31 protein-coding genes and 1 pseudogene are annotated in these 25,588 nt (G+C 50.5%); 12 read left to right on the top strand and 20 right to left on the bottom strand.

What is annotated here, in order from left to right:
* The first annotated feature begins 196 nt into the window (after window positions 1–196).
* Window positions 197–592: a MerR family transcriptional regulator gene (locus BCM02_RS19700; protein WP_148930830.1), complete on the top strand. Its 396-nt coding sequence runs from the start codon at window positions 197–199 to the stop codon at window positions 590–592.
* Window positions 593–602: 10 nt separating this feature from the next.
* Window positions 603–929, top strand: a complete 327-nt coding sequence (locus tag BCM02_RS19695; RefSeq protein WP_148930829.1) for a YnfA family protein — start codon at window positions 603–605, stop codon at window positions 927–929.
* Between the two features lie 123 nt (window positions 930–1,052).
* On the opposite strand, the gene BCM02_RS19690 is transcribed toward BCM02_RS19695, so the two are convergent.
* The 3 genes from BCM02_RS19690 to BCM02_RS19680 all read right to left on the bottom strand — a co-directional run bounded on the left by BCM02_RS19690 (window position 1,053) and on the right by BCM02_RS19680 (window position 3,352).
* A complete protein-coding gene (locus BCM02_RS19690) occupies window positions 1,053–1,661 on the bottom strand; it encodes a helix-turn-helix domain-containing protein (RefSeq protein ID WP_148930828.1) in 609 nt (202 codons plus the stop codon).
* A gap of 702 nt (window positions 1,662–2,363) precedes the next feature.
* Window positions 2,364–2,891, bottom strand: coding sequence for a MepB family protein (locus BCM02_RS19685; protein WP_246183458.1), 528 nt, complete (start codon window positions 2,889–2,891; stop codon window positions 2,364–2,366).
* A 101-nt stretch (window positions 2,892–2,992) separates the two neighbouring features.
* Window positions 2,993–3,352, bottom strand: coding sequence for an Imm50 family immunity protein (locus tag BCM02_RS19680; RefSeq protein WP_148930827.1), 360 nt, complete (start codon window positions 3,350–3,352; stop codon window positions 2,993–2,995).
* 199 nt (window positions 3,353–3,551) lie between these two features.
* On the opposite strand from BCM02_RS19680, the gene BCM02_RS19675 reads away from it, so the two are divergent.
* Both BCM02_RS19675 and BCM02_RS19670 read left to right on the top strand, forming a co-directional pair.
* The gene (locus BCM02_RS19675) at window positions 3,552–3,743 is read left to right on the top strand and encodes a helix-turn-helix transcriptional regulator (protein WP_148930826.1); all 192 of its coding nucleotides are present in this window, start codon (window positions 3,552–3,554) and stop codon (window positions 3,741–3,743) included.
* 26 nt (window positions 3,744–3,769) lie between these two features.
* Window positions 3,770–4,171, top strand: coding sequence for a hypothetical protein (locus tag BCM02_RS19670; RefSeq protein ID WP_148930825.1), 402 nt, complete (start codon window positions 3,770–3,772; stop codon window positions 4,169–4,171).
* A 350-nt stretch (window positions 4,172–4,521) separates the two neighbouring features.
* On the opposite strand, the gene BCM02_RS36720 is transcribed toward BCM02_RS19670, so the two are convergent.
* From BCM02_RS36720 to BCM02_RS19625, 9 genes and pseudogenes are all read right to left on the bottom strand, one after another.
* Window positions 4,522–4,749: a DUF6199 family natural product biosynthesis protein gene (locus BCM02_RS36720; RefSeq protein WP_484217500.1), complete on the bottom strand. Its 228-nt coding sequence runs from the start codon at window positions 4,747–4,749 to the stop codon at window positions 4,522–4,524.
* Between the two features lie 25 nt (window positions 4,750–4,774).
* On the bottom strand, window positions 4,775–5,662 hold the full coding sequence (locus BCM02_RS19660; protein ID WP_148930823.1) for an NAD(P)-dependent oxidoreductase: 888 nt from the start codon (window positions 5,660–5,662) through the stop codon (window positions 4,775–4,777).
* Between the two features lie 196 nt (window positions 5,663–5,858).
* A complete protein-coding gene (locus BCM02_RS19655; RefSeq protein ID WP_148930822.1) occupies window positions 5,859–8,777 on the bottom strand; it encodes a DUF4241 domain-containing protein in 2,919 nt (972 codons plus the stop codon).
* A complete protein-coding gene (locus tag BCM02_RS19650) occupies window positions 8,774–9,199 on the bottom strand; it encodes a DMP19 family protein (RefSeq protein WP_425466194.1) in 426 nt (141 codons plus the stop codon). Before BCM02_RS19650 ends, BCM02_RS19655 begins: the two co-directional genes overlap by 4 nt.
* 194 nt (window positions 9,200–9,393) lie before the next feature.
* Window positions 9,394–9,924: an SMI1/KNR4 family protein gene (locus tag BCM02_RS19645; RefSeq protein ID WP_148930966.1), complete on the bottom strand. Its 531-nt coding sequence runs from the start codon at window positions 9,922–9,924 to the stop codon at window positions 9,394–9,396.
* A gap of 120 nt (window positions 9,925–10,044) precedes the next feature.
* Window positions 10,045–10,251, bottom strand: a pseudogene (locus BCM02_RS19640) (CHY zinc finger protein); the annotation flags it as partial.
* Between the two features lie 60 nt (window positions 10,252–10,311).
* Window positions 10,312–10,740 (bottom strand): hypothetical protein, encoded by a 429-nt coding sequence (locus tag BCM02_RS19635; protein WP_187434315.1) that lies wholly within the window; start codon window positions 10,738–10,740, stop codon window positions 10,312–10,314.
* 103 nt (window positions 10,741–10,843) lie between these two features.
* Window positions 10,844–11,218 carry a DUF2750 domain-containing protein gene (locus BCM02_RS19630; protein ID WP_148930819.1) on the bottom strand — a complete coding sequence of 125 codons (375 nt, stop codon included), beginning with the start codon at window positions 11,216–11,218 and terminating at the stop codon, window positions 10,844–10,846.
* A 42-nt stretch (window positions 11,219–11,260) separates the two neighbouring features.
* Window positions 11,261–11,779 (bottom strand): hypothetical protein, encoded by a 519-nt coding sequence (locus BCM02_RS19625; RefSeq protein ID WP_148930818.1) that lies wholly within the window; start codon window positions 11,777–11,779, stop codon window positions 11,261–11,263.
* Between the two features lie 342 nt (window positions 11,780–12,121).
* Here BCM02_RS19625 and BCM02_RS19620 point away from each other — a divergent pair, with 342 nt between their 5' ends.
* Entirely contained in the window at window positions 12,122–12,403 is a 282-nt protein-coding gene (locus BCM02_RS19620; RefSeq protein WP_148930817.1) for an HU family DNA-binding protein, read from the top strand.
* A gap of 27 nt (window positions 12,404–12,430) precedes the next feature.
* Entirely contained in the window at window positions 12,431–12,928 is a 498-nt protein-coding gene (locus BCM02_RS19615; protein WP_148930816.1) for a hypothetical protein, read from the top strand.
* 87 nt (window positions 12,929–13,015) lie between these two features.
* Here BCM02_RS19615 and BCM02_RS19610 read toward each other — a convergent pair whose 3' ends face one another.
* Window positions 13,016–13,645, bottom strand: a complete 630-nt coding sequence (locus BCM02_RS19610) for a DedA family protein (RefSeq protein WP_148930815.1) — start codon at window positions 13,643–13,645, stop codon at window positions 13,016–13,018.
* 377 nt (window positions 13,646–14,022) lie between these two features.
* Complete coding sequence (locus BCM02_RS19605) at window positions 14,023–14,949, bottom strand: AraC family transcriptional regulator (protein ID WP_148930965.1); 927 nt, start codon at window positions 14,947–14,949, stop codon at window positions 14,023–14,025.
* A gap of 184 nt (window positions 14,950–15,133) precedes the next feature.
* Between BCM02_RS19605 and BCM02_RS19600 the strand changes: the two genes are divergently transcribed.
* The 6 genes from BCM02_RS19600 (at window position 15,134) to BCM02_RS19575 (ending at window position 18,985) form a co-directional block, all read left to right on the top strand.
* Window positions 15,134–15,877 (top strand): SDR family oxidoreductase, encoded by a 744-nt coding sequence (locus tag BCM02_RS19600; RefSeq protein ID WP_148930814.1) that lies wholly within the window; start codon window positions 15,134–15,136, stop codon window positions 15,875–15,877.
* 170 nt (window positions 15,878–16,047) lie between these two features.
* The gene (locus tag BCM02_RS19595; protein ID WP_148930813.1) at window positions 16,048–16,515 is read left to right on the top strand and encodes a hypothetical protein; all 468 of its coding nucleotides are present in this window, start codon (window positions 16,048–16,050) and stop codon (window positions 16,513–16,515) included.
* 146 nt (window positions 16,516–16,661) lie between these two features.
* Window positions 16,662–17,201 (top strand): phosphotransferase-like protein, encoded by a 540-nt coding sequence (locus tag BCM02_RS19590; protein WP_148930812.1) that lies wholly within the window; start codon window positions 16,662–16,664, stop codon window positions 17,199–17,201.
* 44 nt (window positions 17,202–17,245) lie between these two features.
* Complete coding sequence (locus tag BCM02_RS19585) at window positions 17,246–18,178, top strand: NAD(P)-dependent oxidoreductase (RefSeq protein WP_148930811.1); 933 nt, start codon at window positions 17,246–17,248, stop codon at window positions 18,176–18,178.
* A 161-nt stretch (window positions 18,179–18,339) separates the two neighbouring features.
* On the top strand, window positions 18,340–18,645 hold the full coding sequence (locus BCM02_RS19580) for a hypothetical protein (protein WP_246183481.1): 306 nt from the start codon (window positions 18,340–18,342) through the stop codon (window positions 18,643–18,645).
* 49 nt (window positions 18,646–18,694) lie between these two features.
* Window positions 18,695–18,985, top strand: coding sequence for a transporter (locus BCM02_RS19575; RefSeq protein ID WP_148930809.1), 291 nt, complete (start codon window positions 18,695–18,697; stop codon window positions 18,983–18,985).
* 275 nt (window positions 18,986–19,260) lie between these two features.
* On the opposite strand, the gene BCM02_RS19570 is transcribed toward BCM02_RS19575, so the two are convergent.
* From BCM02_RS19570 to BCM02_RS19545, 6 genes are all read right to left on the bottom strand, one after another.
* Window positions 19,261–19,917 (bottom strand): SGNH/GDSL hydrolase family protein, encoded by a 657-nt coding sequence (locus tag BCM02_RS19570; RefSeq protein WP_148930808.1) that lies wholly within the window; start codon window positions 19,915–19,917, stop codon window positions 19,261–19,263.
* A gap of 24 nt (window positions 19,918–19,941) precedes the next feature.
* Window positions 19,942–20,241, bottom strand: coding sequence for a hypothetical protein (locus tag BCM02_RS19565; protein ID WP_148930807.1), 300 nt, complete (start codon window positions 20,239–20,241; stop codon window positions 19,942–19,944).
* 35 nt (window positions 20,242–20,276) lie between these two features.
* A complete protein-coding gene (locus BCM02_RS19560; RefSeq protein ID WP_148930806.1) occupies window positions 20,277–21,626 on the bottom strand; it encodes a hypothetical protein in 1,350 nt (449 codons plus the stop codon).
* An 85-nt stretch (window positions 21,627–21,711) separates the two neighbouring features.
* Complete coding sequence (locus tag BCM02_RS19555) at window positions 21,712–23,316, bottom strand: ABC transporter substrate-binding protein (protein WP_187434313.1); 1,605 nt, start codon at window positions 23,314–23,316, stop codon at window positions 21,712–21,714.
* An 87-nt stretch (window positions 23,317–23,403) separates the two neighbouring features.
* Window positions 23,404–24,315 carry a carbohydrate ABC transporter permease gene (locus tag BCM02_RS19550; RefSeq protein ID WP_148930804.1) on the bottom strand — a complete coding sequence of 304 codons (912 nt, stop codon included), beginning with the start codon at window positions 24,313–24,315 and terminating at the stop codon, window positions 23,404–23,406.
* 22 nt (window positions 24,316–24,337) lie between these two features.
* Window positions 24,338–25,270 (bottom strand): ABC transporter permease, encoded by a 933-nt coding sequence (locus tag BCM02_RS19545; RefSeq protein ID WP_246183457.1) that lies wholly within the window; start codon window positions 25,268–25,270, stop codon window positions 24,338–24,340.
* Window positions 25,271–25,588 lie beyond the last annotated feature (318 nt).

The raw sequence follows: 25,588 nt of genomic DNA, 5'->3' as shown, positions 1-25,588 counted from the left end.
AACGGATTCATAAAGAAGGAGGATACCCCTAAAACAGTTAGGCCTCCAATAAGCGGCAGCGCGCAGCACAAAGCGCATGCCCCTAATAGTCCAAGACTAGCTAGCCAACTCTCTTTTTTCATTTACATCCCCTTCCAAGAAAGCTATAATCCAATCATAAAACTTAAAGCTTACTTTAAGTCAAGGAGTTGTTGTTATGGCTGGACTTAGTATTGGTAAGCTCGCGGAAAAGGCAGAAGTCAACGCATCGACGCTGCGTTATTATGAATCCGTCGGTCTTCTTCCTGCCCCAGAGCGCAAAAATGGTCAACGTCGATATGACGAGGGACTTTTAGATCGCATCCATTTTATTAAAGTCGCACAGCAAACAGGCTTTAGCATTCAGGAAATCACAATTTTGCTAGAAGGATTTGAACCAGGGGATTCACTTTCGGATCGGTGGGAGCAGATGGCCAAGCAAAAACGCGCCGAACTCGAAGCGCGAAAGAAACAGCTAAATTCGATGATCCAGATTCTTGATAGCGGCATAAACTGCAAATGCCTGACTTGGTCGGAATGCAAAGATAAAATAGAAAACGAAGGCTCGTGTTAGGGGAATTTTTATGGTGATGGCCATTTTTATATTTGTGCTTGCCGGTCTCGCTGAAATTGGAGGAGGATATCTGGTTTGGTTATGGATCCGAGAATCAAAACCTCTTTGGTGTGGGATTGTCGGCAGTATCATTCTTATTTTGTACGGTATCATCCCTACGCTGCAAAGTTTCCCGTCATTCGGGCGAGTCTATGCTGCTTACGGTGGTGTTTTCATAGTACTGGCGGTGTTATGGGGGTGGCTTGTCGATAGAAAAACGCCCGATATGTTCGACTGGTTGGGAGCCGCTATTTGTATAGTCGGTGTATCGATCATGTTATGGGCTCCAAGAGGGTAAGGAGGCTCCCGCTGAGATGGGGCCTATTTGGTTTTCCGCGTTATCCTGCTCGTTATTACAATGGAACAGGGAGCGGCGCCGCGGCGAACTGCTTCCTGTTCGGCCTACTCCCATCAGGTGCTGTTAGTATAACCATCTCGCCCTAACCTGTTTGTCCATTGACCCGGACTCGACCTTGTATTCGTATTTACGTATCGTTGCTTTCTGTTTATTAGGAGGCACACGATTATCCATTGTCCGGAACTCGACCTTCACGTAGGATTCACCTGTCGTTTCTTCGAGAATTTGTAATACGAGTTTCGAGTATCTCGAGTGTAACCACTCCGTAGCAAAGTCGATCGGACTGTAGATTATAAAGGTGCCCTCCACATACTCCGCCTTTGTATTCTCAAACCATGTATCGAAACTCCGAATATCCATTTGGCTTTTTATTTTTATCAGTGCTTTTGTCCAAATATCGAGCTGTTCGGAAGTCCCATTAGGAGGGTTCACATCTTCCATAATCACAGAATCACTCGTGACCCTTTCACTTAGAAGAATCTCTTCTACAGACTTATTGAAGACCTGTCCTAGTTTAAGTAAAACCTCGATATCAGGCAAGCATTCGCCTTGCTCCCACTTCGAAACGGCTTGATGGCTTACGCCTAGTAAGTTGGAAAGCGCTGATTGAGTTAATGATGCTCCCTTCCGCAATGCCAATATGTTTTTGCCTGCTTTTTTGTTGTCCAGCACCGAAAGTCCACCTCCATTACTCAACCCTAACAGATCGTATCACAAAGCAATCGGAATCAAAATCGAGTGTATGTTGAATTGGGTCCTCCATAAAATACAACCATAGGTTGCAAGAGCTATTTTGCGTTTCCTTGCATGCAGTAGCGTAACCCTTCATGTAGACATCATAAATAATGGATGGTTTTTTGCAGGATGCACGCCGGAATATAAAACGTAACGGTTAACTTTTGAACTGCTGTATAAATACCGATTCAGCAATCTTTAGTAGTTCAATTGAAATTAGGGATCAAATATGATCAGGATGAGAAGGTTCAAGAAATGACGGATAAAACGGAGATTAGTAATTTCGTATCCAACTTGTCTGCAGCAAGCCTTAAAGGGGATGGCGATATTTGTATAGAATCCAGAAGACCATCCCCAATATTATCGTGTTAATAATAAAAGCAGAAAACATACTTAACCATTTGTGTTTTTTATTCCTCATTATCATGATAGATAAAGCAGTTGACACGATAAAAGAAAAGACCATAATAATAAAGTTCAACAATCCTATTTGTACACCTCCTACTACAATGCTAGAGCGACAATATAACTTTTACGTGTTCCGCCAGTCTCACCATCCAATATTACCAGCTGCCGTCGTGGGTTCATTGAGCTATTGTTCTCCGATAGAGCTTAATGTCCGCCCTAAGTGAATATAACTCATTGACTGTAAAGCGTTACTGCCCGTTCAACTTTTATTGGTTCGTTGATCGGTATTTCAAAAAAGTACTTTAACTGCCAGTTCTGGGTTTTTTGAGCCTGACGGCTTGTTGGCATATCCCAAGATGGATAAACTCGTATTCCACGCTTCCCGCCGCTCCCATTATTAGAAACAATATTGTTTTGTACTAGCGCTTCTTTAGGAAATACAAATTGCCCCAACTTATTACCATCCCGAGTACTAATTACAAAGTAATCCACTTCTTCTGAACCATCGAATGGTCGAGTTGTACCATCTTCCATTCTCCGCCATAGTGTTACGAATTGCCCAACTTTTCTGGGAGTCACTTTGGCTACACGAAATCGAATCAGGCGTGTATTCGCATAAAACAAATAGGCCCCGTATTCCGCATTTTGGACTTCTACGCATGGCTCGGAACAAACAAATTCACACACGTTATAGACCAATTCTATGGTAGCAAGTAGATCACGATGAATGTCACCTAATTTCTTATCTATTTGAATCACCTTCTCCTCATTAATTAAAATAGAATATCTAGCTAATCGCATAATTTCCGGTATTCTCAACATGGTATTTGACTAGCGTTCCCAGATAGCGTAATAACGTGTCAATACCCTCGAACAGATTGTATTATGCCAACAGCTGCTCTTATTTTTGCTTGTACTGTCCCAGATATACTTACAATTAAGTCTCCTGCTTCATCTTTTTCGATATCTATATTAGCTCTATATGTGTTATTGTTTGACCTTAAAATAACTTCTTGGATATCAAAGAAATCAAGCTCGACAAATGCAATTGAATCGCTTTTTTCAACCCATTTCTTCGGAGGATTGTCAGGAAAAACGGGCATATCGGAGCTTACAGTAATTCTGTCGCCTTCACGAGAAATTCGCAGATTTTTTAAAGCGGGTACTTCATTGTATAAAAGTTTAATAAAATTGTTTTCGCTTAAATACTCATACCACATAAAGTTCACCCACTAATAAAACGATTGTATTTCCTTCATTTTATCATGTTTCTCTATTGCGCTAAACTGCCCCTTAGCGTAACGAAAAGGCAGCCGATCGAGCGGCTGCCACTGAAAAAATGTAAAGAACATTTGACAGTTACCCGTGCTTTGAATAAGATGGAAATGTAAAAAACTTTTGACATACGAGGTTGGAGAATTGGAGAATCGAATCAAGGGAATTCGTAAAGAAAAAGGGATTTCGCAAGAACAACTCGCAGTGGCTTGTTCCGTTTCCAGACAAACGATCAATGCCATCGAGAATAATAAATACGACCCGACGCTCCAGCTTGCCTTTAAGCTAGCGGAAGTGTTAAACATGACGGTTGATGGGTTATTCACTCGCAATTAATAAGTCTCATGAGGAGGAACAAGACTATGAGTACTGCCAAAATGAACTGGCGTCAGCTTCTAGTTTATATCGTCGGGGGACTTTTTTTCCTATTATTCTGTCAAATGTCCTACCGGTGGCTTCAACGCGATACGCTTGGGGTCGTTGACGATTTTATACGCTTAGCGATTCCGCTCGGAGTCGTCATGTCCGCTTTGACATGGGGACCTCAGCATCAGGGTTTCAGCCCGGATGACGAATTGGGCAAGATGATTCAATTGAAGAGTGCAAGAATCAGCTACTACGCCCTTCTAATCGCCCTGGTTATCGTTCTCGTTGTCAAGAAGTATGTGAATGGTCAAGACAACGTTCCGATAAGTCTCATTCTGTGCTTCGGCTTAGCCGTATACCCTGTTGCCGAGTTTCTGATCTCTAGGCGATATCGATAAAGAGGTACGCCCCATTTCACTAGCCTTTTCAAAGCCCTTGATATGTTGCGATAATCTGCTCCAGTTGAGAAAACAGCAACCGCTCAATGGTTGGCTGCCGCGGCGTTCGTTCAGCTATCGTCTCCAAATCGTTCAATCGATATCTTTAATGTGGTCCCCACTTTCATCAATCTGGTAACTTCCACCGCCGAAATGCCATCCTTTACTCTCGATAAATGCGATAAAAACTTGTAGGAATTCGTTATGCCCTAGATCACCTTCATTTGCATAAATTGTCCCCTCAATCTGAATCCCAATTGGTCGTTTTATACGATTCACTCCGATCTATCCATTGGGCTAACGTTCCCCAGTTAACTTAATGCTTCAATGAAATAATAGACGAGAAACAAACTACTCACAAGAAGAAATACAATCCCAATAGTACGGGTCAGTATCAACTGAATTGTTCCTATCTTATCTCCTCTAGCGGTGAATCCTTCCTTACTAATATGTAGCTTAAAGGAAGAGATATAATGAGTAACCCTCGGAAAAAAGGTAAAAAGTACACCTAATAACAGAAATGCTATACCTAAGCCCATATAAACCTCCAATTCAAAGTAAGTACTACGCTTTAGGAATTTTCTTTAAATGCTTACGCTTCCTAACTAGGGAAAGTTTCTCGGACCCAGTGATCAATCCTTGAATCGGCGTCATTAACTCCGTACTGATGCCTTGCTCTTGGCACACTTCGATGAAATTAACAAATCCCGTCTGGTTGATGGAAAGACTGGACACGTTCGTTCGATGTTCGCCTGCATCTACAGCTTGCGCCATCAAGGGCAACGAGGCCGACATGGCCTGGAGCCAAGGAACCACAAGTTCCGTAAAAGCTTCCGCTTGGATCTGTTCCGAACGGATCATGGCCGTAGCTTGGAAGAAACCACCGAACATCCCATACATGGCACTTAGGAGCACCAAGTCATAAAGCGACGCCAATCCCGGGTCTTCGCCAAGATCATTCACGGCCCCTAACCCCTTTAGCATCGGTTGGTAGGCTTGGAAGACCTTTTCTGATCCGCTGTACAGCACAAGCGCGCCAGAGGTGCCAATCATCTGGGGTACAGCCATGATCCCGCCATCCAGATAATCGGCCCCCCGTTCGGTCACCCAGGCGGCAGTTCTCCGGCCTTGTGCCGGAGTTCCATTTGTAAGATTTACGATCGCCCGACCGGCCAATATCTCGCCTGCCCCCTCAAGGATATCATCCACGGCCCCGTAATCCAGCACGCAGATCACCACAATCGGACTTGCTGCAATCGCTTCGTTCACTGTGTTCGCGAGCTTCGCCCCCTGCATCACAAGTGCCTCGGCTTTGCCTGGCGTACGATTCCAGACGGTCGTCGGATGTCCTTCCTTCAGGAACGTTTGGGCAATAGCTGTGCCCATCATGCCTAATCCGATGACGCTCACGGGCTGGAGGTTAGCTATCGCTGTGTGTTTAATCTCTTTCATTCTGATACCTCATCTCCTTTCCCCCTTATCTTAAAAGATTGACACTGTGTCAAAGTCAACTCATTTTTAATGATAAATTCCCCTCCCGCTATAGAGAAATGGCAGCCGACCGTTAGATTCATCAAAAAAGGAAGCAGCTGCCACAGCTGCTTCCTCATTGGAAAATTCAAATGCGCGTTATGGGTCGGCAAGGAACTCAAATCACCCCAAAGTCGGTAACAAGCCGAACGACTTCCCCTTCCTTATTAAGTCCAAAATAGGAAACATAAAAGCCGTCTCCCCATCCGGAAGAAAATAGGGCAACATTATGTGGCTTTTGGGGATCAGGAACAATTTCACCATAATCAAGGTTGCCGTCTTTGGTTTCAAGCAAATCACTTAGAAAATTATCATAGTAACTAATGAAATCATGACCGAGCTGTTTCTCCAACAACTGCTCATGCTGAATCATTGACTTCGCACTGTCCGCATCCATGAAGCAACCATAACCGGAGTCCACCAGGTATCCATATGCTTCGCCGTCCTGGAGTTCCTTCATTTCTTGTTCAGGAAGTAAAGCCATTTCCCACGTGTGAACTTCTTCTTCCGAGAAACGCAACTCCGCGCAGGCCACCCGGTCATACTGATGATCAAAATACAGATAAACAGGAAAGGTTCCAATAGGAGTTTGGCGTTTAAAACCTGACCTTTCCATACTTACCACCGGATCTGTCGCGACAATGGTTCCAGTAGGTATGTACAAATCCAGCGCCTTCACTATACGGTCAATAGCGGGATGGTTCTCCTTCTCAACGAGAACGGATAGGAGGTCATCCTGAGGCTGATTCATTTGTTCCAACCTCCTCCTCTCCGCCTTGAACACTTGAACAGCTTCTGGAATCCAGTATTTCACGGCTAAGGAGGGGGCATATTCATCCTCGAGCTCACTTGGAAACATGCAGACAAGATCCCCGTCTTCGGCATACATATCTTGTATGAGCTGCCATCTATTCTGCCGCGCATACCAGACAATTCGCAAACCATAATGATGTATAAAATTCGTATACCCTATTTGCTTCCACTCGTCGCCATTAGAATGGTAAAAGAAGACGTTTGCTGTCTCTTTTTGCGCTATCGTATAACTCGTTTCCTTCTGGAAAATGGGATCACCAAAGACTTCTTGAAATTTGTCAGACAGCTCTTCGGGAAACGAAGCATATTTTTGCTTCCGCTTCGCTTCATCCGTAACTGTTTTTCCATCGATAAAGGCTTTCAAAAGCATTTGCTCGTTCGGCCAACATCCATCGTGATCCGGATCGACGAGTTCTTCTTGAAGAACATCCTTGGATCGGAAAGTGGACGGGTATACCGTCCACATCCTTTCATAGGTGTTGTCTTCATTCTCGAATACAGTCATACCATGGATGCAATTATCGGCAATGAGAACATTACTCCGTATTTGATTGATCCACATTTGAAAATCTCTAGCAATCACCACTCCGGCCTCCAGTTGCCCGGATACGATCAACTCTCCATGATTATAGAAGCCGTACAGGCACTCGCATTGGAGATTGCCGCCAACATAAAAGCTGTGACCGCTCAAGAAAATATGTTTGGCCTGGAGATTCCCGAAAACCACAAGGGGCGGTGAATAGTCGGTATCATAAGCCATCATGTACTGATCGACGGTTAGATGGCTCATGAATATATATCCTTCGATTCGGAAGCCAATCCGCTCTTCGCAATCGGCGAACTGTTCCATGTCCAAATGGGTGAGATGGGCATCCTCTTCCATAAGCAGAAAGTAAGCAGGTCTATCCGTGTCGTAGCTGCCATAGTTGGCCAATATCGAGTAATACAACTTCCTGTTTTCTCCCGGATGGATAAGCTCATGCAATAGCTGTTCTGCCTGTTTCAAGGTGATGATGCGGAAGGTATGGCCAAAAAGCTCGCATGTCTGATCCAGGAGATCCTCTTGGTTCATGAGCGTTTGGATAACAAGTTCTTTCTCTGCGGCAATGGCTTCCAACTCATTTTTGTCTTCGATGTATTTCTTGTTATGAATCGGCACTATTTGGGCAAGCTTTTCAAAATAAAAGATGGCCTTTTTTAACTTATCGGTATCATCGGGCATAATTTGTTCCGATTGTTGCTCATAGCCATTGCCTGCCTGAAAGCTGAGCCCAATATACTTTTGACCTTGTTCGTCAAGGAGAACTTCATAATGAAAAAAACAAAAATCTTCTTCCCCTTGATGTTGAACGATTTCTTTGCCAACATCTACTCGAGGGCACTTCCCTTGTCCCGGCAAACGAAATCCGAAGAATAACTTGCCAAACCAGTAACCATTTCGATCCAGATCGTAGTAGTCGTTATATTTTTCTTGGACGATCGGCAAGGAGAGGATCTCTTCAATCTTCTCGACCGTGACCCGCTCCCGAAACCGGCCCCACTCCTCTTGCGGAGGTTCAACAGATGCGGTCATCAGGGGGTTCAAAAGCGATTGCCCGGAATCCAGTTTGTCCAACACCTCACGGCCACGAGTCAAGCGAAAACCTTCTTCATCTTCATCTTCATCTTCCACGTAGAGTTCGGCACATAGCCATTGCTCGATGTCACCGCTGTCTAATTGTTTCCAATCTCCATCTTCGTCCCATTCACTTAGATGATGTTTAGAGTATTGAGTACCTGTAATGCTTACGTGATATTCGTCCGTAGCAGCAAAAATGGCGGCATTTACATCTCCACCCACCCTTAGATCACCGTGGTTGTAATCTCCCCAAAAAAGCTCGTTAACGGCCAAATTGCCTGTTATGTAAATTTCTTGTCCACCCACAAGCATATTGCCAGCGGTTAGATTTCCCTTCACGATCAACCCTGTTGCGCCATCCGTATTTTTATTATAGATGTAGTTGTGGACAGATAGATTGCCGTCGACAAGAATGAGAAAGATGTTGTCCATTTCGAAAGGCATATCCAGATTCAGCTTGTCCAGCCATGCGTCTGTCGAGAAATAAGCAACAAGCTCTTCTTCAAATTCGCCTTTATTGCTTTCATTTCGAGAATAAGCCCAACAATCTTTAGGCAAATTTTCCTTCACCTGCGAAAAAGGTAGTATTTGATACGATCGATTCATGAAATACCTCCCACAACGTAATAACGATAGGCCAACTCCGCAATGCGATCCGGGTCTTGCCAAAATCTCGCATCAAGCTTATCCAGTATGGCGGTCTCTTCTTCGGTAAGAAAAGTCGGAATATCCCAAAGTTGAGTGAGGCGGTTATCTTCCGACAAATGCTCGATACAGGCATATCCGGACTTGACGACGTCCAGCGCGTGGACGGCCCCGATGGCTTGTAATGCCCGAACCGCATAGTTATAAGCCTCTTCCCCGCCATTGCAAAAGAACTGCAAAAACCCTCCGTTATATACATCGGCCTCCAACATCCAAAGAGCGGCAATTTCTTGTTCTTGCACGGACAGCGCATCCCAGCCCGATGCATTCTTTCTCTGTACGAAGGCTGCGGCAAAATCGAACCATAAGTCGCGAATATCAATTTCTCTCAAGTTATGCGCCTCCTCAATCGATGCTTATCCATACTCCCATTATCTACTACTTCTCCTGCAAGCGTAAACTCTTGCGGTGGGTAGCATCGGAGATAGCGCCCCTGGTCGAGAAAAAGGGACCCGCTCCTGATCGGATGGGGTCCCGGCTTCATTGTCTTGCCTGTTGAAAGCCTTACCGAAAGCAACTACTCCTCTTCCGCCAAACAAATGTCGATGAATGCAAACAGACTCTTCCCCTCAACGGAGCGATTTCCCCAATCATGCCAATAATAAAGCACTTGTCCGACGACTCCGGCTTCCGACGGGTCTGTATCGATACACAGATAATCCCCGCCACCATTGCTTGCAATTGGAATCCACTTCGGATTCCAAAGGCAGGGCTTGATTTCGTGATCGATCTCCTCCGCCTCTAGATCATCAGGATCGAATTCCTCCTGCAGAAAAGTCCAGTTCTCGATAATTCCGGAAATCGGGGATAGCGTCAAATTTCGAACAAAGCAACTACTCCCCATATTCCAAACCTGGCCATTATGGATGCGATAGAAACTTTTCAATTCTTCCGGGAGCGTGACGCCAAGGGTTCGTTCGAGAAGCTGGAAATCTTCCTCTGTAGCGCCGGGCTGCAAATTTAAGGCTTCCTCAAAGTTCGCTTCCACGCTCGAACCTTTCTCGATAATACGCCTCCATAGCCGTTCAGCTCGTTTAATCCCGTCCATGCCGCTGTTCTCCTCGAAATAAAGATCGTAATGAAGCTGACAACCCGGATTGAACGCCGCTTGGCACGACGGGCATTGGAAGCCGCTTTCCTTGTAAGCCTGGACGGTCATTTCATGACCGCAGGCGCCGCATAAGACGGCAGGCTCCTCCGCGCGCGACCTCGGCCATGGCTTCGGCGGATGATCCGCTGCCTCGAGATGGCATTCATAGCATGGATAATAGCGATCGCAGCAGCCAAATTTGAGCGCGATAATGTCAAGTTCGGAATGATAGTGCTTGCACCTCGTCGCCTCGTCGACGACGGCGCCGTATACGTCGGGCCGCATGTTAAGCCTCCCCCTTAACGAATAATGTCCCCCTGGTTTACTGAGGGATAATCGAGCTTTCTAATTAACCGATCGGTCTTCCTCGCTAATTTGTTCAATTAACTCCTTTATAAGATTCTCATACTCAGGCAGCTTTTCCACTATCCATTTCCTTCCGGCCTTTGTTGTTTCGCATCCTGTGGCCCCCTTAAACACTTGCACAACAGTAACGTTACGTTGCACCCATTCGATTACTTTTCCTGAGTCTGTTATACCAAAATATACAGTTGGTACAAGTGCTATTTTCAACAAATCCTCTTGCAAACCATCTCGGTAATAACAAATATGCGCGATTATTGCAAAGTAAGTTAGTGCCGCAGCACCGCAAGAATGGCTGGGCAAATATTCGCTTACGGCAGATTTTATTTCTTCTTCAGAACATTCGTAGGGGGAGTCAACAACAGTATTCATAATCCTCTTAAGTCTTACGTCGGAGATAGCATTGATCATTTCTCTCTCGCTCTCCCTCATACACATCTCCTCGCCGCCGCTAGGCAACTGCTCTATTAATAATGTTGGATGAATAGAAGTCCCCCGTTAGCGCCGCGATCGGTTAGTAATTTTCAAGTTCCTGCTCTAGATCATTCAGCAGCACATGAATCTCCATAACTGCGGAGTCATCTCTATTCCAAAAAATCGACGGCTTATGCCGATCTTTCTGCATACCGGGCAGCCAGTCATTAATAAATGCCTCTAACGAGATACGATGAGCGTTGTAATTAGACCACTCTTCAGAAGCGCAATACTCCGCAAATTCTTTCTTTGGCCAGAATGGAAGCAGCAAATTCCCGTTATCATCCGAAGTCATCGCCCAGCCATCATCATACAATCCCCAAATCTCCTCGAAATCAACGACCTTCTTTACAAAGTACTCGTACCGGATATTCGCGGGCAGCCTGATGACGGCCTCGAATTCTTTTTGATTCAAAATATTCTCTCCTTATAACCAAGTGCTCCGGTTCTCGCTTACTCAGCTTTTCGAAAACGCTTTTGTAACCCCCGGATGCTCTATCATAAATTTAGCGTTTTCCTTGTATAGCTCAAGATGGGTGTAGATCTCCTTGGATCGGTTTGTCTGAATGGTAACAAGCACTTTTTGATAGGTGTTTAACATGACAAAAAGTTCAAAGGCATTCTCGATTGGCTCGAATTCTCTACATGAAACACCATCAATTTTCATTGTATTGACCTTAAACACGCCTCTTTTTTCATCATCCACATACAGGTCACCAATAGCCTCAGGATAAATCGACTCTAAGATGTCATTGCCCAGCGTTAAGGGGTTATACTTCGTTTTGGGCGGCAAAATTAAAGCACATCCATATATAAAAGACAGGCCCACGCAGTAAATCAAAAACGCCAGCAAAAGATCGTCTATCGCGAAATCGCCATAAATGAAGCTACCCATCGCTTCAATGAAAGTCGCAATGATCGCCATTTTAAAAATCAGGAACGAAATAGAAGTTAGATCCATTTTTGAATACTTCATTGAATTCCACCTGCCAATACAACCTTAATCAACCAATTCACATTCACATTTACATTTACTTTCCAATCCTTCATCTTTTCTCGGCTCTCCTTGATGTCAAATATCCTCATATTATATCGTTTACTTTGAAGGAAATCGCCATTTTGTGTAAAAAAGCTATATTAAGCACTTGTTGATTGAATGATTCCATCAGGAATTTATGCCCTGACCAACTCAAATAGCCGCCAATCGGCGGCTATATATCAAGTTGCCGCTTCGAGTGGAAATGCGATGCTACTCTACTTGTCTTAACCGGAGCTGAATTCGCGACACAAATTATTAAACAACCAGGGAGCTGCAATCATGCAAAAAGAAGATATTATTCATATGCTAACCGTGAGATTGTGTATCGAAGAACTTCAGGTCGCGGGCATCGTCGACGAGTTACTGGACGAGATTTGCAGAGGGTTGCAACAGGAAGCTGAGGTTGATTTGCCGGAATTCGGCGTGTTTCGCAAGATTATAAAGCCGGAGAGAATCGGGAGAAATCCGGTAACTGGCGTTGAGATCGTCATCTCCCCTACAGCGGAAATTACATTCGATGCAAGTGCTGAATTATTGCGAATCATAAACCAACAAAGCTAAGCGACGCGCTTGGAAAGGTGAAGCTGAATGTCATCTACGACGCTAGTTTGCGTGTGTGTTGGTCTCTATAGGGACGCCTTGACGCGCGGCCAACGATACGAGATTTTAGAAGAAGATTCGGAGAAAGCGCAAATCAAAGTGCTAGGCGATAATAATCGAACGAGATGGTTCCCTAGAAGTTACTTCAATGACTCAAGCGTCAATGTACCTGTAATCGATAGCTGGAAATTCGACGATTACATTCGCGATGACGGCGAGAACTCGTTGGAGCATATTGAATTTACGGTCACGTTCAGTACCGGTGAGCAACGATGGGGTTGGATTTGTACGAAAGCAGGCCTTGCCGATTATATAGACAGAAATTGGAATGGTCCTGTCTTGTTGATCGAAAACCAGATCGTTGTACAGAACTTCAGCCATTCCACTGTACAAGAGGCCTTGTACGAGCTGGATCGACAAGATCAATTGATCCGGGCTACGCAACCGTTGAAACAAAAGGTAACGACGTCTTTTACTTCTGATTGAGCCAAGAGGCGGCGAAAAGCAGCGCGTCTCATACGAGCATCACCTTTTACGCCGCCGTCCCCGACTCCGAACTCAATCTCCCCCATGTTACGAACCCGGCTGATCCTGCGCTTGCCGCGCTTGCTCCCTAGAAGCCTGCCAAGCCCGCTTGATCAACACGAAAGCCAGCAGCAAGACGGCGATGCCGAACACGGCCCAGGGGCCGAATTTCTCCAGCATATGCATGACATCCTCCATCCGCTTGCCAAGCCAACGTCCCAACAAGACATAACAAGCGACCCAGACTACCGCCCCGGCATGGTTAAAGAGAAGAAACGTGCGGAACCGGAAACCGGTAATGCCGGACACGTACCCGGTAAAATGCCGGAAGCCCGGAATAAAATGGCTGACCAGCACGACGCCGCTCCCGTAGCGCTCCATCCACCGGCGAATTTTGTTGATCCGCTTAGGGTGCATCAGCATGTATCTCCCATACTTCTCGAAGAAAGGCGCGCCGAGTTTCGCCCCGAGGACATAGGTAAGCGTCGTCCCGATAATGGCGCCCAGATAAGACAAGATCATCACTTGGAAGATCGGCATTTTACCAAGAGAAGACATATACCCGCCAAAGGCCATCGCCAGCTCGCCGGGGAACGGAACGGCCAACGATTCCAAGAATAAACCCGCAAACAAAACAAAATCGCCGTACTGCTCGAACAACTGCCGCATCCATTCCATCGTGTTAGCTCCTTACAAAATTATTCATTACATCCATGACGTAAGTGTATAGGAGCATCAACAACCAGATAATGGTCCGCAGCATGGTTTTGTTTCCGGACTTTGGTCGAGGCTATGAACGGACCGCAGACCGTCTTCCGCGCAAGCGACGGAGCTTAGCGAAGGTCTCGACAGCTACCTTCCCGCCTCTTTCTTAATCCGCGCCCGTTCGCTGACGATGATCTTCTTCAACGCTTCCGTTCAGCCGGTCAAAACCAACATCGCCGCCAATGCAAACACGATTACGCTGAACCGTTTCGTCCCCCGCATTGTCCACCACCTCATCATCCAGACGTTCCCAGACGAGTCAAAGTTACAGCGGCACGCCGTAATGGCTGTCAGCCAACCCCATCGGAGCTCGTAAAGGAAGCGCGAAGCGTCTGAACGTCCAACATCGGCGGCCGTCCATACATCCGGGCATATTCCCGGCTGAACTGGGACGGGCTTTCGTACCCGACCTGGAAAGCCGCGTCGGAGGCTGGCAAGCTCTCCGTCAGCATGAGGCGCCTTGCTTCCTGCAGCCGCACCGTCTTCTGATACTGCAGCGGACTCATCGCCGTGACGCGCTTGAAATGTTTGTGGAACGCCGAGGCGCTCAAGCGGACGGACTTGGCCAGCTCTTCGACCGCGAGCGGGCGATCGAATTGCCGGTTGATCGACTGAATCGCCTGCGCAATGGCATTGGCCTGACTGCCGTGAATGGCGAACTGATGAATAAGCGCGCCTTGTTCGCTTTGCAGCACCCGGTACAAAATTTCGCGAATCGTAAGCGGCGCGAGCACCGCCACGTCCTCCGGCTCGCCCAGCAACTGCAAGAGCCGGACGATCGCATCGAGCAACGCGGCGGATGTCCGATTGACGGCGATGCCACGCGAGATTTTCGACGGATTACGCGGAGACCGGTTCATCTCCCGAACAATGTCCAGGATGACATCGGCGTCGAAACTCAACTTCAAGCTTAAATACGGCACTTCGGGCGAAGCCTCGACGATGCGCCCGATGATTGGCAATTCGACGGAGGTGACGAGGTACGCCGAGGGATCGTAGCGGAAGGTTTCGTCGGCCAACGAGGCTGTCTTGGCGCCTTGCGCCACGACGCAAATCGACGGTTTATACACCGATTCCAGCGGCTCCGACGCCTGTACGGCATGCATGAGCGACAATCCCGGTACGCTCGTCCGATGCGTGCCGCTCGAAGGCGCATGGCGCCGGATCAGGCTTGCCATTTGCCGCAGCGCTTGCGATTCTCGCAGGAGATCATCCATGTTCGATTGTTCGCCCCCCATAATCAAATTCATTGTACGCCTATCATAGCGGGCCCGAAGAGAATTAGGCAAGGATCGGAGAGGTCTATTCTAACGGGTGACGCCGCGGCTTCGGTAAGATAAAGGCACGAGGACCGGTACAGGGAACACCCAACCGGTCAAAACGTCTAAAGGAGAGATACGCATGAACACGAATCTACAAGGCAAAGTAGCGATCGTCACGGGATCATCGCGAGGCATCGGACGACAGATCGCGATGCAACTGGCACGAGGGGGCGCCAAGGTCGTCGTCAATTACGCATCGAATCCGGCGAAAGCGACCGAGGTCGTCGATGCGATCCGGAATTCCGGCGGCGAAGCTGCCGCCATCCGGGCGGACATCGGCCAAGTGAAGGAAGTCGAGGCGCTGTTCGCGGAGACGCTTGAGCGGTTCGGTACCGTGGACATTCTCGTTAACAACGCGGGCGTCATGGCATGCACGGCCATCGCGGACGTGACAGAGGAGATATTTGACTACCAGTTCGCGATCAACGTGAAAGGGACGTATTTCGCCTGCCAACAAGCGATGCTGCATATGGCGCCGGGCGGGACGATCATCAACTTCTCGACCTCCGTGTCGGGCGCGATGCTCCCGACCTACAGCGTCTATGCGGCGACGAAAGGCGCCGTCGAACAGCTCACCCGTCAATTGGCCAAAGAATTCGGTCCCAAGCACATCATCATCAACTGTATCGCGCCGGGGCAAGTGGCAACCGAATTATTTCTGAACGGCAAATCGGAGGAGCTTATTGATTCGTATCGCCGCATGAACGCCTTCGGCCGGCTGGGCGAAGCGGAGGATATCGCGGACGCGGTCGAACTGCTCGTCAGCGACCAAGCTCGCTGGATCACCGGTCAGACGATTCGCGTGAACGGCGGGTTTAATTAAAGGACGTTCCACGTACGAAAGTTTGTCCGCCCCCCTCGGCAGCCGGTCATCGCGATCGGCTGCTCTCTTGTTTATATGTAGATTTTGCTAACCTAAAGGAGCCTAGATAGAAGAGCAGAATTTAGATTAGACGTTTATTCGTTCTCATATGTCGTAGCAAGGGGTTGCCAATGGGGAAGCAAATTCGTTTTTTTATGAACGCGGACGATGAAATGGCGTTTTGCAATAAGGTGTATTCGCTCGGCGGCGTGCTTGTGACCAGAGATTTAGTCGAGATTCGCAATGGTTTCTTGATCGAGAACGAACCGAGAAAGGTATACCTCCGGTTCCCTTACTCGCGAATCATGCTGGAGGACTCCGGGCAACTGGATGTCATCCAATCCGACGTGATCGAGCTTGTCCGGTGCATAAGCCGCGCCAATGCGTTAACCTACGGGAGATTGTGGCTGCCGGTCAAGAATGACAGTCCGTCGGAACCTTCGTTAATCGACGCCTACTATCAGCTCGTCAGATGGATGAAGACTTCCTGCAAACTCAATACGGACAAGGATTGTTACATTGCGCGCGGAGCCTATCGACAGTACAAATACGGCGTTGAAATGATGGCGTCGCCTAATACGGCGTGCCGCTTTGAATAAGTGAGCGCTTGGAGATAACGGCGGATTTCTAGAGTTTGACCATATTGCGTTTATAAAAATGGCAGGAATCCCCTATCAAGCTGCGAATAATTCTACCAACAGCATCCGTACTGACTTCATGCGACCAACTAAAGGAGGCGGGTCCCATGTCAACCGACACCCCGATCATTCTCATAACCGGCATCATGGCCAGCGGCAAATCGACCGTGGCGCAGCTGCTCGCCGGGCGATTCGCGCAATCGGCGCATGTACGCGGGGACGTTTTTCGCAGAATGATCGTGAACGATCGCAAAGAAGTTCGCCCGGATGCGGGGAGCGACGAACTGGATCAGCTGCGGCTGCGCTATCGATTGGCCGCGCACGCCGCGGAAGCGTATCGGCAAGCGGGATTTACCGTCGTCGTGCAGGACGTCGTCGTAGGCCCCATGCTGCATGATTTTATCTCGTACATACAGAGCCGCCCGTTATACGTCGTGGTGCTTTGTCCGCAACCGGAGGTGGTCGCCCGAAGGGAGGCTGCCCGATTGAAGAAAGGCTACGGCGCTTGGAGCGTCGAACAGCTCGATCATGTCCTGCGGCACGAGACGCCTCGCATCGGATTGTGGCTGGACTCCTCCGAACTCACGCCCGAGGAGACCGTGGATGAGATTATCGCAAGAATGCATGCGGAGGCTTTGTTATCATAGACACGATGCGTTATTGAAACTTCGAGCTATATTCGAATCCTTGCATGGATAGGGGGTTGTTTATGAATTCGAAATGGTCCTGCGCCGTCGATCAAGCCATCGGTTTGTCCGATGAGGAAGCGGCGAGCTTGACACGCGCCTGCCAGGTGGAATATGTCGATTTGGGGAGTTCCGACAAGGAGCAATTCAGCCGATTCGATATGCTATTACTCCATACGAAGCTGCCGGACGAAGTCTTGGACGCGTTCAGTCGATGCCAATACATCGGCATACGGGCGCACAATACGGATTACGTGAACGGCAGCCGCGCTCAAACGAGAGGGATTGTCATTCGCGGTCTGCCGCAGTTCGGCGAACATGCCGTAGCGGAGCACGCTTTCGCGCTCATCTTCGCCTTAACGAAGCAACTCATTCCCGCTCACAATAATACGAGAACGGGAAGCTGGAGGGATGGCCTCTCTCCGGGCATGGCAATACGGGGGAAAACGTTAGGCATTATCGGCTATGGAACAATCGGCAAAGAGGTGGCGACCCTCGCGCGAGCGCTCGGCATGCAGGTTAGGATTGTTTCACGTCATCCCTCTTCAGCGATAGAATCACTTGATGAAGTACTGCGTCAATCCGATATTATCACCCTTCACGCCTCAACGAAGCATAATAATGGACCCCTCATCACGAAAGACGAGATCAATTGCATGAAAGACGGCGTAATCCTCATCAATACGGCTCGCGGCAGTCTTATCGAGTACGATGATTTAATTCAAGCCCTACTCGCAGGTAAAATTGCGGGCGCAGGCTTGGACGTGTTCCCCGAGGAGCCCTATCGCAATCCGGAATTATTGGATTTGCCCAATGTCGTCTGTACGCCGCACATTGCATTTTTCACAACCGAAACCATTCATAACATGAACCGATGTCTCGTGGAGCAAGCGGTCCGTTATGTTGAAGCTCATTCCGATCAAGAAGATCAAGCTTGACAGGTATAGACGATCGCTAGAAGACAGGAGCAGCTCGGACCCATCGGTCCTGCGGCCGCTCCTGTCTTTTGCCTATTAGGCGTCTATCCGGCGCAGCGCTTAGGCTGCCGCATACAATGGGGTGTACCTTTAAACAAGAGATGGAGGGCGTTACATTGCGTATGCAATCTGCAGGTCTTCAAGAGCAAACCATCTATCAGGCGAATCCGGGCATGCACCCTGCCATGAAATCCATGCGGGATCAACTCCACCACGTATGCAGGCAGCATGTGAACCGGTATGCTCGCGTCGAGACGATGGACGGCGACGTATTCGAAGGGGTCATCGTTCATTGCGACAAAGGCATTCTGTACCTCAAGATTCCCGGGAAAGGCATGCGTCGCAGCTTCTCGCAAAATACCTACGAGGACGTTATTTTGCCGCTTGTCTTATACGAGCTTCTCGTCATCACGCTGATGTTGCTCTAACCTGCAATTCTTCACGTATCCTTCACCTTCGAAAAGGAGTGATTCACATATGGCATTCATGCCGCCGCAGGGACCGCAAGGCATGCAGCAACCGCCTTCGGCTCCTCCCCCTCAGTTCGCGCCGCAGCAGCCGGCCGCTTCGACGTTCGCGGTCGATCCCGGCGCCATCTCGGGCTGTCTATTCCGGAATACGTACATTTGGCCGCGATTCGGGAACGGCTTTTGGTTCTACCCCACCTTCGTTGGCCGTACGTCCGTGTCGGGCTTCCGATGGAACGGACGCTTCTGGGTGTACTCGGGCATCAGCCTGAGAAGCATCGAATCGTTTACGTGTTTCTAGACGTCCGGTGACAACCGCGCGACCTATGGTCGGGCATATCCCCAAGCCGTTCATGGAACGCCGATGCGCGTTCCTTTTTTTGCATACAACCTTAAATGACGGCGTGATGCCGCCGGCCGATATTTCGATTCTGAAGCTCCATGCTTATATGGAACGGCAAGGCGTTGTATTCGCAAGCTAATCTGATGTAATTAAAGACGCCTTCGTTTCCCGAATGCTGGAAACGGAGGCGTCTTAGGCGTCTGGCTTTCAATTGCAGCTCTAGCGTTCGACCGTCAATTCGTGATGGCCAGCCGACTGCTCTGAACGGCCTGGATCCATTCCCGCGCGATCAGCTCGTGACCGGCCGGCGTCGGATGCACGCCATCGTGCAGCCAATATTCCGCATCGGCCCTCGTAACCGCCTGATTGAACGGCTCCTGCAAGCCGACGAACACGGCATCGTACTGCTTCGCCAACGTGCGGGTAATTTGCCCGTAGGCATCGATGAGACCGCGGAATTCATCCCATACGTCCATTCGAATCTCCGCCGGCAGAAGGAAGGGCTCGCATAGCACCAGCCCGGCATGCGGCATGACTTCCTTCGTCTCCTCCAACAAATGCCGGTACGCCCGTTCGAAGCGATCCGTCGTGCCTTCGGGCAGACGCATGACGATTCGCCATGCGTCGTTCACCCCGGCAAGAATGCTGATCGTGTCCGGCTGCAAATGGATCGCGTCCTCGTTCCATCTCGCGTACAAGCTGGAGACGCGATCTCCGCCGACCCCCCGATTGATGAAACGATGTCCCGGCTCCGCGGCGTCTAATCCGAGCCGGCCGGCGATCAGGTTGACGTAGCCGTGGCCTAACGACTGATACCCCTCGCCCCTTCCACGACCCGCATCGGTAATCGAATCGCCTTGAAATAGAATAGTTCTCCCTTGCTTCGCCATGTGTATCTTCCCCTCTCGATTATGCTATGACCTGCTCTCGCAGGACGCCTCTGCCATGCGGTACGACGACGTGACGCCCGTCTTCTGCAGAATACGGTCCGCGATCTCGGCCAGCGTAACGGGGGGCGTGAACAACGACTCCCCGTCCTCGAATTGCAACGCATAAGACTGCTCGGCATGCGCCACGAGCGTCATGATGCGCAGCAGGTCCATGCCTGCCATCTGCAACTCGCAATCGGGCGCGAGTTGAAGCAGACGCGAATCCGCCGACAACTCCGCGGCCATCTGCCGCAGCACCCCGACAATGTCCGCTTTGAACTCCACCGCCATCCCCCCGTCCTGCGGCCGCTTAGCCTGCGCTATTCCCTGCCCGCTAGTTCCAATTCAATTCTCGCAGGTGCACCCGTCAGCTCGAACCGCAGGAAGATCAAGCGGTCCTGGATCTGCTTCGCCTCCACGCCAGTCGTGCAGGATGTCACGCGATATCCGCGCAGATCGTCCCAATAGGCGAGTCCGAACGGCATCGGCGCCCAATGTCCGATCTCGAACGTCATCCGGATTCGGCCGTCCGCTCTCTCATACCCGCTCACGAACACTTGCGGCACGGCTTCCTCGAATTCGCCGCTCATATCGCCTTTGCCAACATAGCTTCGCAGTCTGTCCGGCGCGCACGCTCCCTCGATGAACGCCATCTGGCAATCGCGATCGTAATAGAGGAACGTATCCGGCCAAGGACCGGACGCCGTCCCGCCGAGCGTCATCGTATATTCGTTCACGGCCGGGCGGATGCGCGTATCTCGGGTCAGCATATAAGAAGGCGCGGTGACCGCGTGACGATCATGGTAGGCTTCGACAGCCCGGGGGAGCGTGGTCAGCGTAATCGGGTACTGCGTAATATACGCGAAGAATTGATCGAGCATGCCCGAGCATTCATCGACATGAGAAGCTGGATACACCTTGAATCGCGCGGTGTATTCCATCTCGTGGCTCTCTTGCTGCTGCAGGAAATGGACCTGCTCGTTATGATCCGTGTTGGCCAGGTAGTCATGGAAAAGGCTCTTCCAGTATTCGATATCGTCGCCCGTGCATAGCCCTGCCCGCAGCACGTCATTCGGATCGGTCGAATAGACGCAGGGGCTGCCGGAGTGATAGGTCGCATGCAGGTCGCGCGCCGTCCATTCGCATGCCACAAGCTTGCCCTTCCCGGGATGAGGCACCTTGAATCGATGGCTGTCCACATACCAGGAGCCCCAAGGGATGCCCTTATGCGTAATGCCGTCCCACCAGGTTTGCTCCCAACAATACCCCCATACCCCTTGGAACCCCAATTTCTCCGCCGCTTCGAGGAACCCGTTGTAGATTCGCCCGCGTGCGACGACCTTGGTCGCAGCCCAAGGGAAATGCCGCTGTACCGCAGCCCATCCCTGCTCGAGCGCCTCCTTCAGCCGAGACGAGGAAGTCTCGGATTCATCGGCATCGAAGTTCACCTGCAGAATGACGTCGTCGCCGAATCGCGCATGCCAATCGCCGATCCTCTCGGCAAGCACCGGGGCCGAACCGGCGTTCACGATCCACGTGACGGGAATGCCATGCTTATGGGCGATGGCAGCCGTCCGGTCGATGCCTTCGATCGCGATGCCTTGCCCCCAGCTCTTGTCGACCAGCGTCGCGTAGCTGACGAACGTATAGATCAATTTGTCCGGTTTCACGTCAAGCTCTCCCTCTGCTCCTTATTTAGGAGCCGAAGAGCACCCCGCGGGCGACTCCCCGACTCCAGACGGATTCTCCGGCATCTTACTTGTTCTCGGCCCACCACGCGTCGATCTGGGCTTGCAGCTCCGCTTGCACCTTCTCGAGGCCGCCATCCTTCAGCTTCGCGTTCCGTTCATCGAGCAGCTTCGACGGATTCGGCACCGCGCCCGTGGTCAGCGTCTTGTATTCGGTCACGATCCCTGTCAGCTGCGCGATCTCGTTCTTCACCTTCGTATCGTCGAAGACGAAGCCCATCAACGGGAAGCGCACCGCTTCGTCGTTGAACTTCTGCCAGTTGACGTACAGATCGTCCGGCTGGCCTGGCTTCAAGTAGTTCAGCATCTGGCTCCCGATGACCCAGAACAGCGCCGACGCCCCGTAACCCGAGTCCGCGATCGGTTCGATGCGGTTCTCGCCTACCTTCTTGTAATGCTTGCCCTCGATGCCGTGCACGATCAGATTGACCACGTACGGGTCGGTATGCAAATAATTGAGCACCATCATGGCCCGCTCCGGATCCTCGGAAGTTCTCGAGATGGAGAACATGGAGCCCGCGGCCAAATCCGTCGTGACGATCGGCTCCGTCACGACATGCGACACATAGTCGAATTGGTTGTTATCCGCGATCTTGGTTTCAATATCCGACCCCGGCTTCCATACCCCGGACGACATCCAGAGCTTGCCCTGCCGCCGCAAGTCTGCCGCGTTCGTCTTGCTGGTCGCCGCATCCGGGTTAATATAGCCTTTCTCGTAGTACTTGCGGAACAGCTCGAACTCCTTCTTGTTGATGTCGACCAGCTCGGGATCCAGAATGGTCTTCACTTTCATCTCGGAGGCGGTGTAATCGACGAAGAACATCTGCGTCTTGCCTGGCGTCGGGCCGACCGGCCGGTAATTGGAATTCGTCTCGAACATCATATGGATGCCGCCGCCGCTATTGCCCGATCCTCCGCTCATATAGAGGTTGGTCAATCCCGGCTCTTCCTTGCTGATTTTCTCGTACCATGGCTCCAGATCCGCCCATTTATTAATGGTTTCAATCGGAATGTTGTACTTGTCCACAATATCTTTCCGGTAAGTGAACGATTGTCCTTGCGTAATCTCCTTGTTCGTCGGAACGGCGTACAGCTTGCCCTTGAGGCGCGGTGCTTCCAGATAGAGCGGATGCAGCGATTCCTTGATGCCTTGACCGTGCTTCTCGAGCAGCTCATCGAGCTCCAGGAAAGCCCCCTTCGTCACATTGCCGAAATAATTAAGCCACGATGCGGTGAACACCAGGTCCATTTTCTCGCCGGTATTCATCATCAGCTCCGTCCGGTTCTGATAATCGCTTGCCGCGATCGGCTGAAGCTTCACCGTCGCATTGATTTTCTCCTTGAAAAATTCGTTCAGCTTCTCCTCCACCAGCGCGCCGTCCGCCTCCGGCGTGCCGAAATAGACAATCGATACCTCATACGGCTCCAGCTTGGTCTTCCCGTCCGCCGGCTCCTTCGCGGCATTGGCGGCGTTCGAGGTCTCCTTCGCGGCATTGGTCGATTCGCTTGCGCGGTTGTTGCCGCCGTTGTTGTTCGATGAGCAAGCCTGCAGCGCCATCATGGACGATAGCATGAGCGCCGTCACGGCGAGCCATGTCTTTTTTGGTCTCATTCGCTTGTAACCCTCCCATATTCGTTGATCGTATAGTACGGCTTGCGCCCTTGACATGGACGCTTGCCGGGACTACCAGCATGTAGGTCAGCCTTTGACGGCGCCGACGGTCAATCCTTTGACGAAATACTTCTGGAAGAACGGATAGACGAGCAGGATCGGGCCCATGCAGACGACGGCCAGCGCCATCTGCAGCGATTCATCCGGCAGGTTGGACATCAGCTCCGGATTTTGCGAGGCCAACTGCACGTTATTCCGCAAATACTGAACATCGTTCAGAACGCGCAGCATCAAATATTGAAGCGGATACTTCTCCTCCGTGCGGATGAACAAGAGGGCGTTGAACCAGTCGTTCCAGAAGACGATCGTGCCCAGCAGCGCCATGGTCGCCATGACCGGCAGCGACAGCGGCAGGACGATGCGGAAGAAGATGCGGAACTCGCCGGCGCCGTCGATCCTCGCGGATTCGATCAATGCAGGGTGTATGGTCGCCTGGAAGAACGTCCGCATGATGATCACGTTGAACGGGATGATGAGCAGCGGGAGCAGAAGCGCCGCGTAGGTGTCCAGTAAATCCAGCACCTGCGTGAAGACGATATACTTGCTCACCACGCCTCCGCTGAACAGCATCGTGAAGAAGAGAATGAAGGTGAAGAACGCTCGGAACGGATAATCCTGGCGAGAGATCGGGTAGGCGTACAACGCCATCAGGATGACGCTCAGCGCGGTACCGCCCACGGTTAATCCGATACTGATGGCGTACGCTCGCACAAGGGTGCCGTAATCCTTGAATAGGCTTTCATACGCAATCGTGGACCATCGGGAAGGAATGAAGCGATAGCCCTCGCTCACCAGCGAATCGATATGCGTGAAGGATACGATGACGACAAGAATAACGGGCAGGATGCATGCTAGCGAGAGTAGAATAAAGCACGCGTTCAGCAGAAGGCTTGCGGGTGGCGAGATGGCGTTCTCACGCCGCCTCAGTTGGCTGCTCATCAGGTTCACCTCAAGTCATAGTCTAGAATAACGCCTGATCCGAATTGATGCGTCGCACCGCCGAGTTGGTGAGCAGCACCAGAATGAAGCCCAATACGGATTGCGCCAATGCGGCCGCGGACGACATGCCGATGTCGTTCAATTCCATCAGCACGCGGTAGACGTACGTGTCGACCGTATCCGTCACGGGATACAGCGCGCCCGAGTCCATCGGCACTTGGTAGAACAAGCCGAAGTCGGTATTGAAGACGCTTCCCATCGATAGAATGGTCAGGATGACGATAATGGGCTGGATCAGCGGCAGCGTGATATGAACGATCTGCTTCCACTTCGTGGCGCCGTCGATGACGGCCGCTTCGTAGTATTCGTTGTCGATGCCCGCGATGGCGGCAATATAGATGACCGCGCCGATCCCGACGTTCTTCCACGCGTTGACCAGGATTAGAATATAGGGCCAATACGGCTTCTCGGAATACCAGGATACCGGGTCGGCGCCGAACCACTCCAGAACGGTTCCGTTCACGAATCCTTTCTCCGGATTCAAGAAGGCGTAGACCAGGTAGCCGACCACGATCATGGACAAGAAATACGGCATAATCAGGAATGTCTGATACGTCTTGGCCAACCGTCCGCGCAGCTCGTTGATCGCCACGGCGATGACGACGGACAGCACGGTGTTCACGATCATGAAGGCCACGCTGTACAGCACCGTATTACGCGTAATTCGCCAGATCGACCCGGAATTGAATAGAAATTCAAAGTTCTTGAACCCGACCCAAGGACTGCCGAATATGCCGTCGATGTAATTGATATTCTTGAACGCGATGAACACCCCGAACATCGGCATATAGTTGTTCACGACCAGCACCGCCAGCGCCGGCGCGAGCATGATCGTCAAGAACCGGTACTTCCACAGGGAATGGACGAATAGCGCGAACCCCGTTCTCTCTCTCACTTCTTTCAACTCCTCTCGGTTGATTTCAGTATAGGATAACCCCGCCTCGCAAGACGATGATCTATTCCTGTCACTGTGTGATATAAATCGGGACCTCCCTCGCCCCTTCCCCCTCCCTTTTCCTCCCCCAAGCCCCCTCGCGCAATGCTGTCAGGTTAAGAGAACTCTGCCCTTTTGACCCCACTTTTGTTGCTCCCTCCTCCCACCTCCTCCGCCGAGGAGGCTCCAAAGGGCTCCGCCCTCTGGACTCCCTTTTTCGTGCAGACACCATTGTTCGCGGTCGGCGGCTTGCTTCGAGCTGGCACGCTTTTGTCCTCG

The organism is Paenibacillus methanolicus (genome assembly GCF_008124765.1).
In the GTDB taxonomy this organism is placed as follows: domain Bacteria; phylum Bacillota; class Bacilli; order Paenibacillales; family Paenibacillaceae; genus Paenibacillus_Z; species Paenibacillus_Z methanolicus.
Note: the sequence above shows the minus strand (reverse complement) of the source record. Positions and strands in the feature narration are given on the sequence as shown.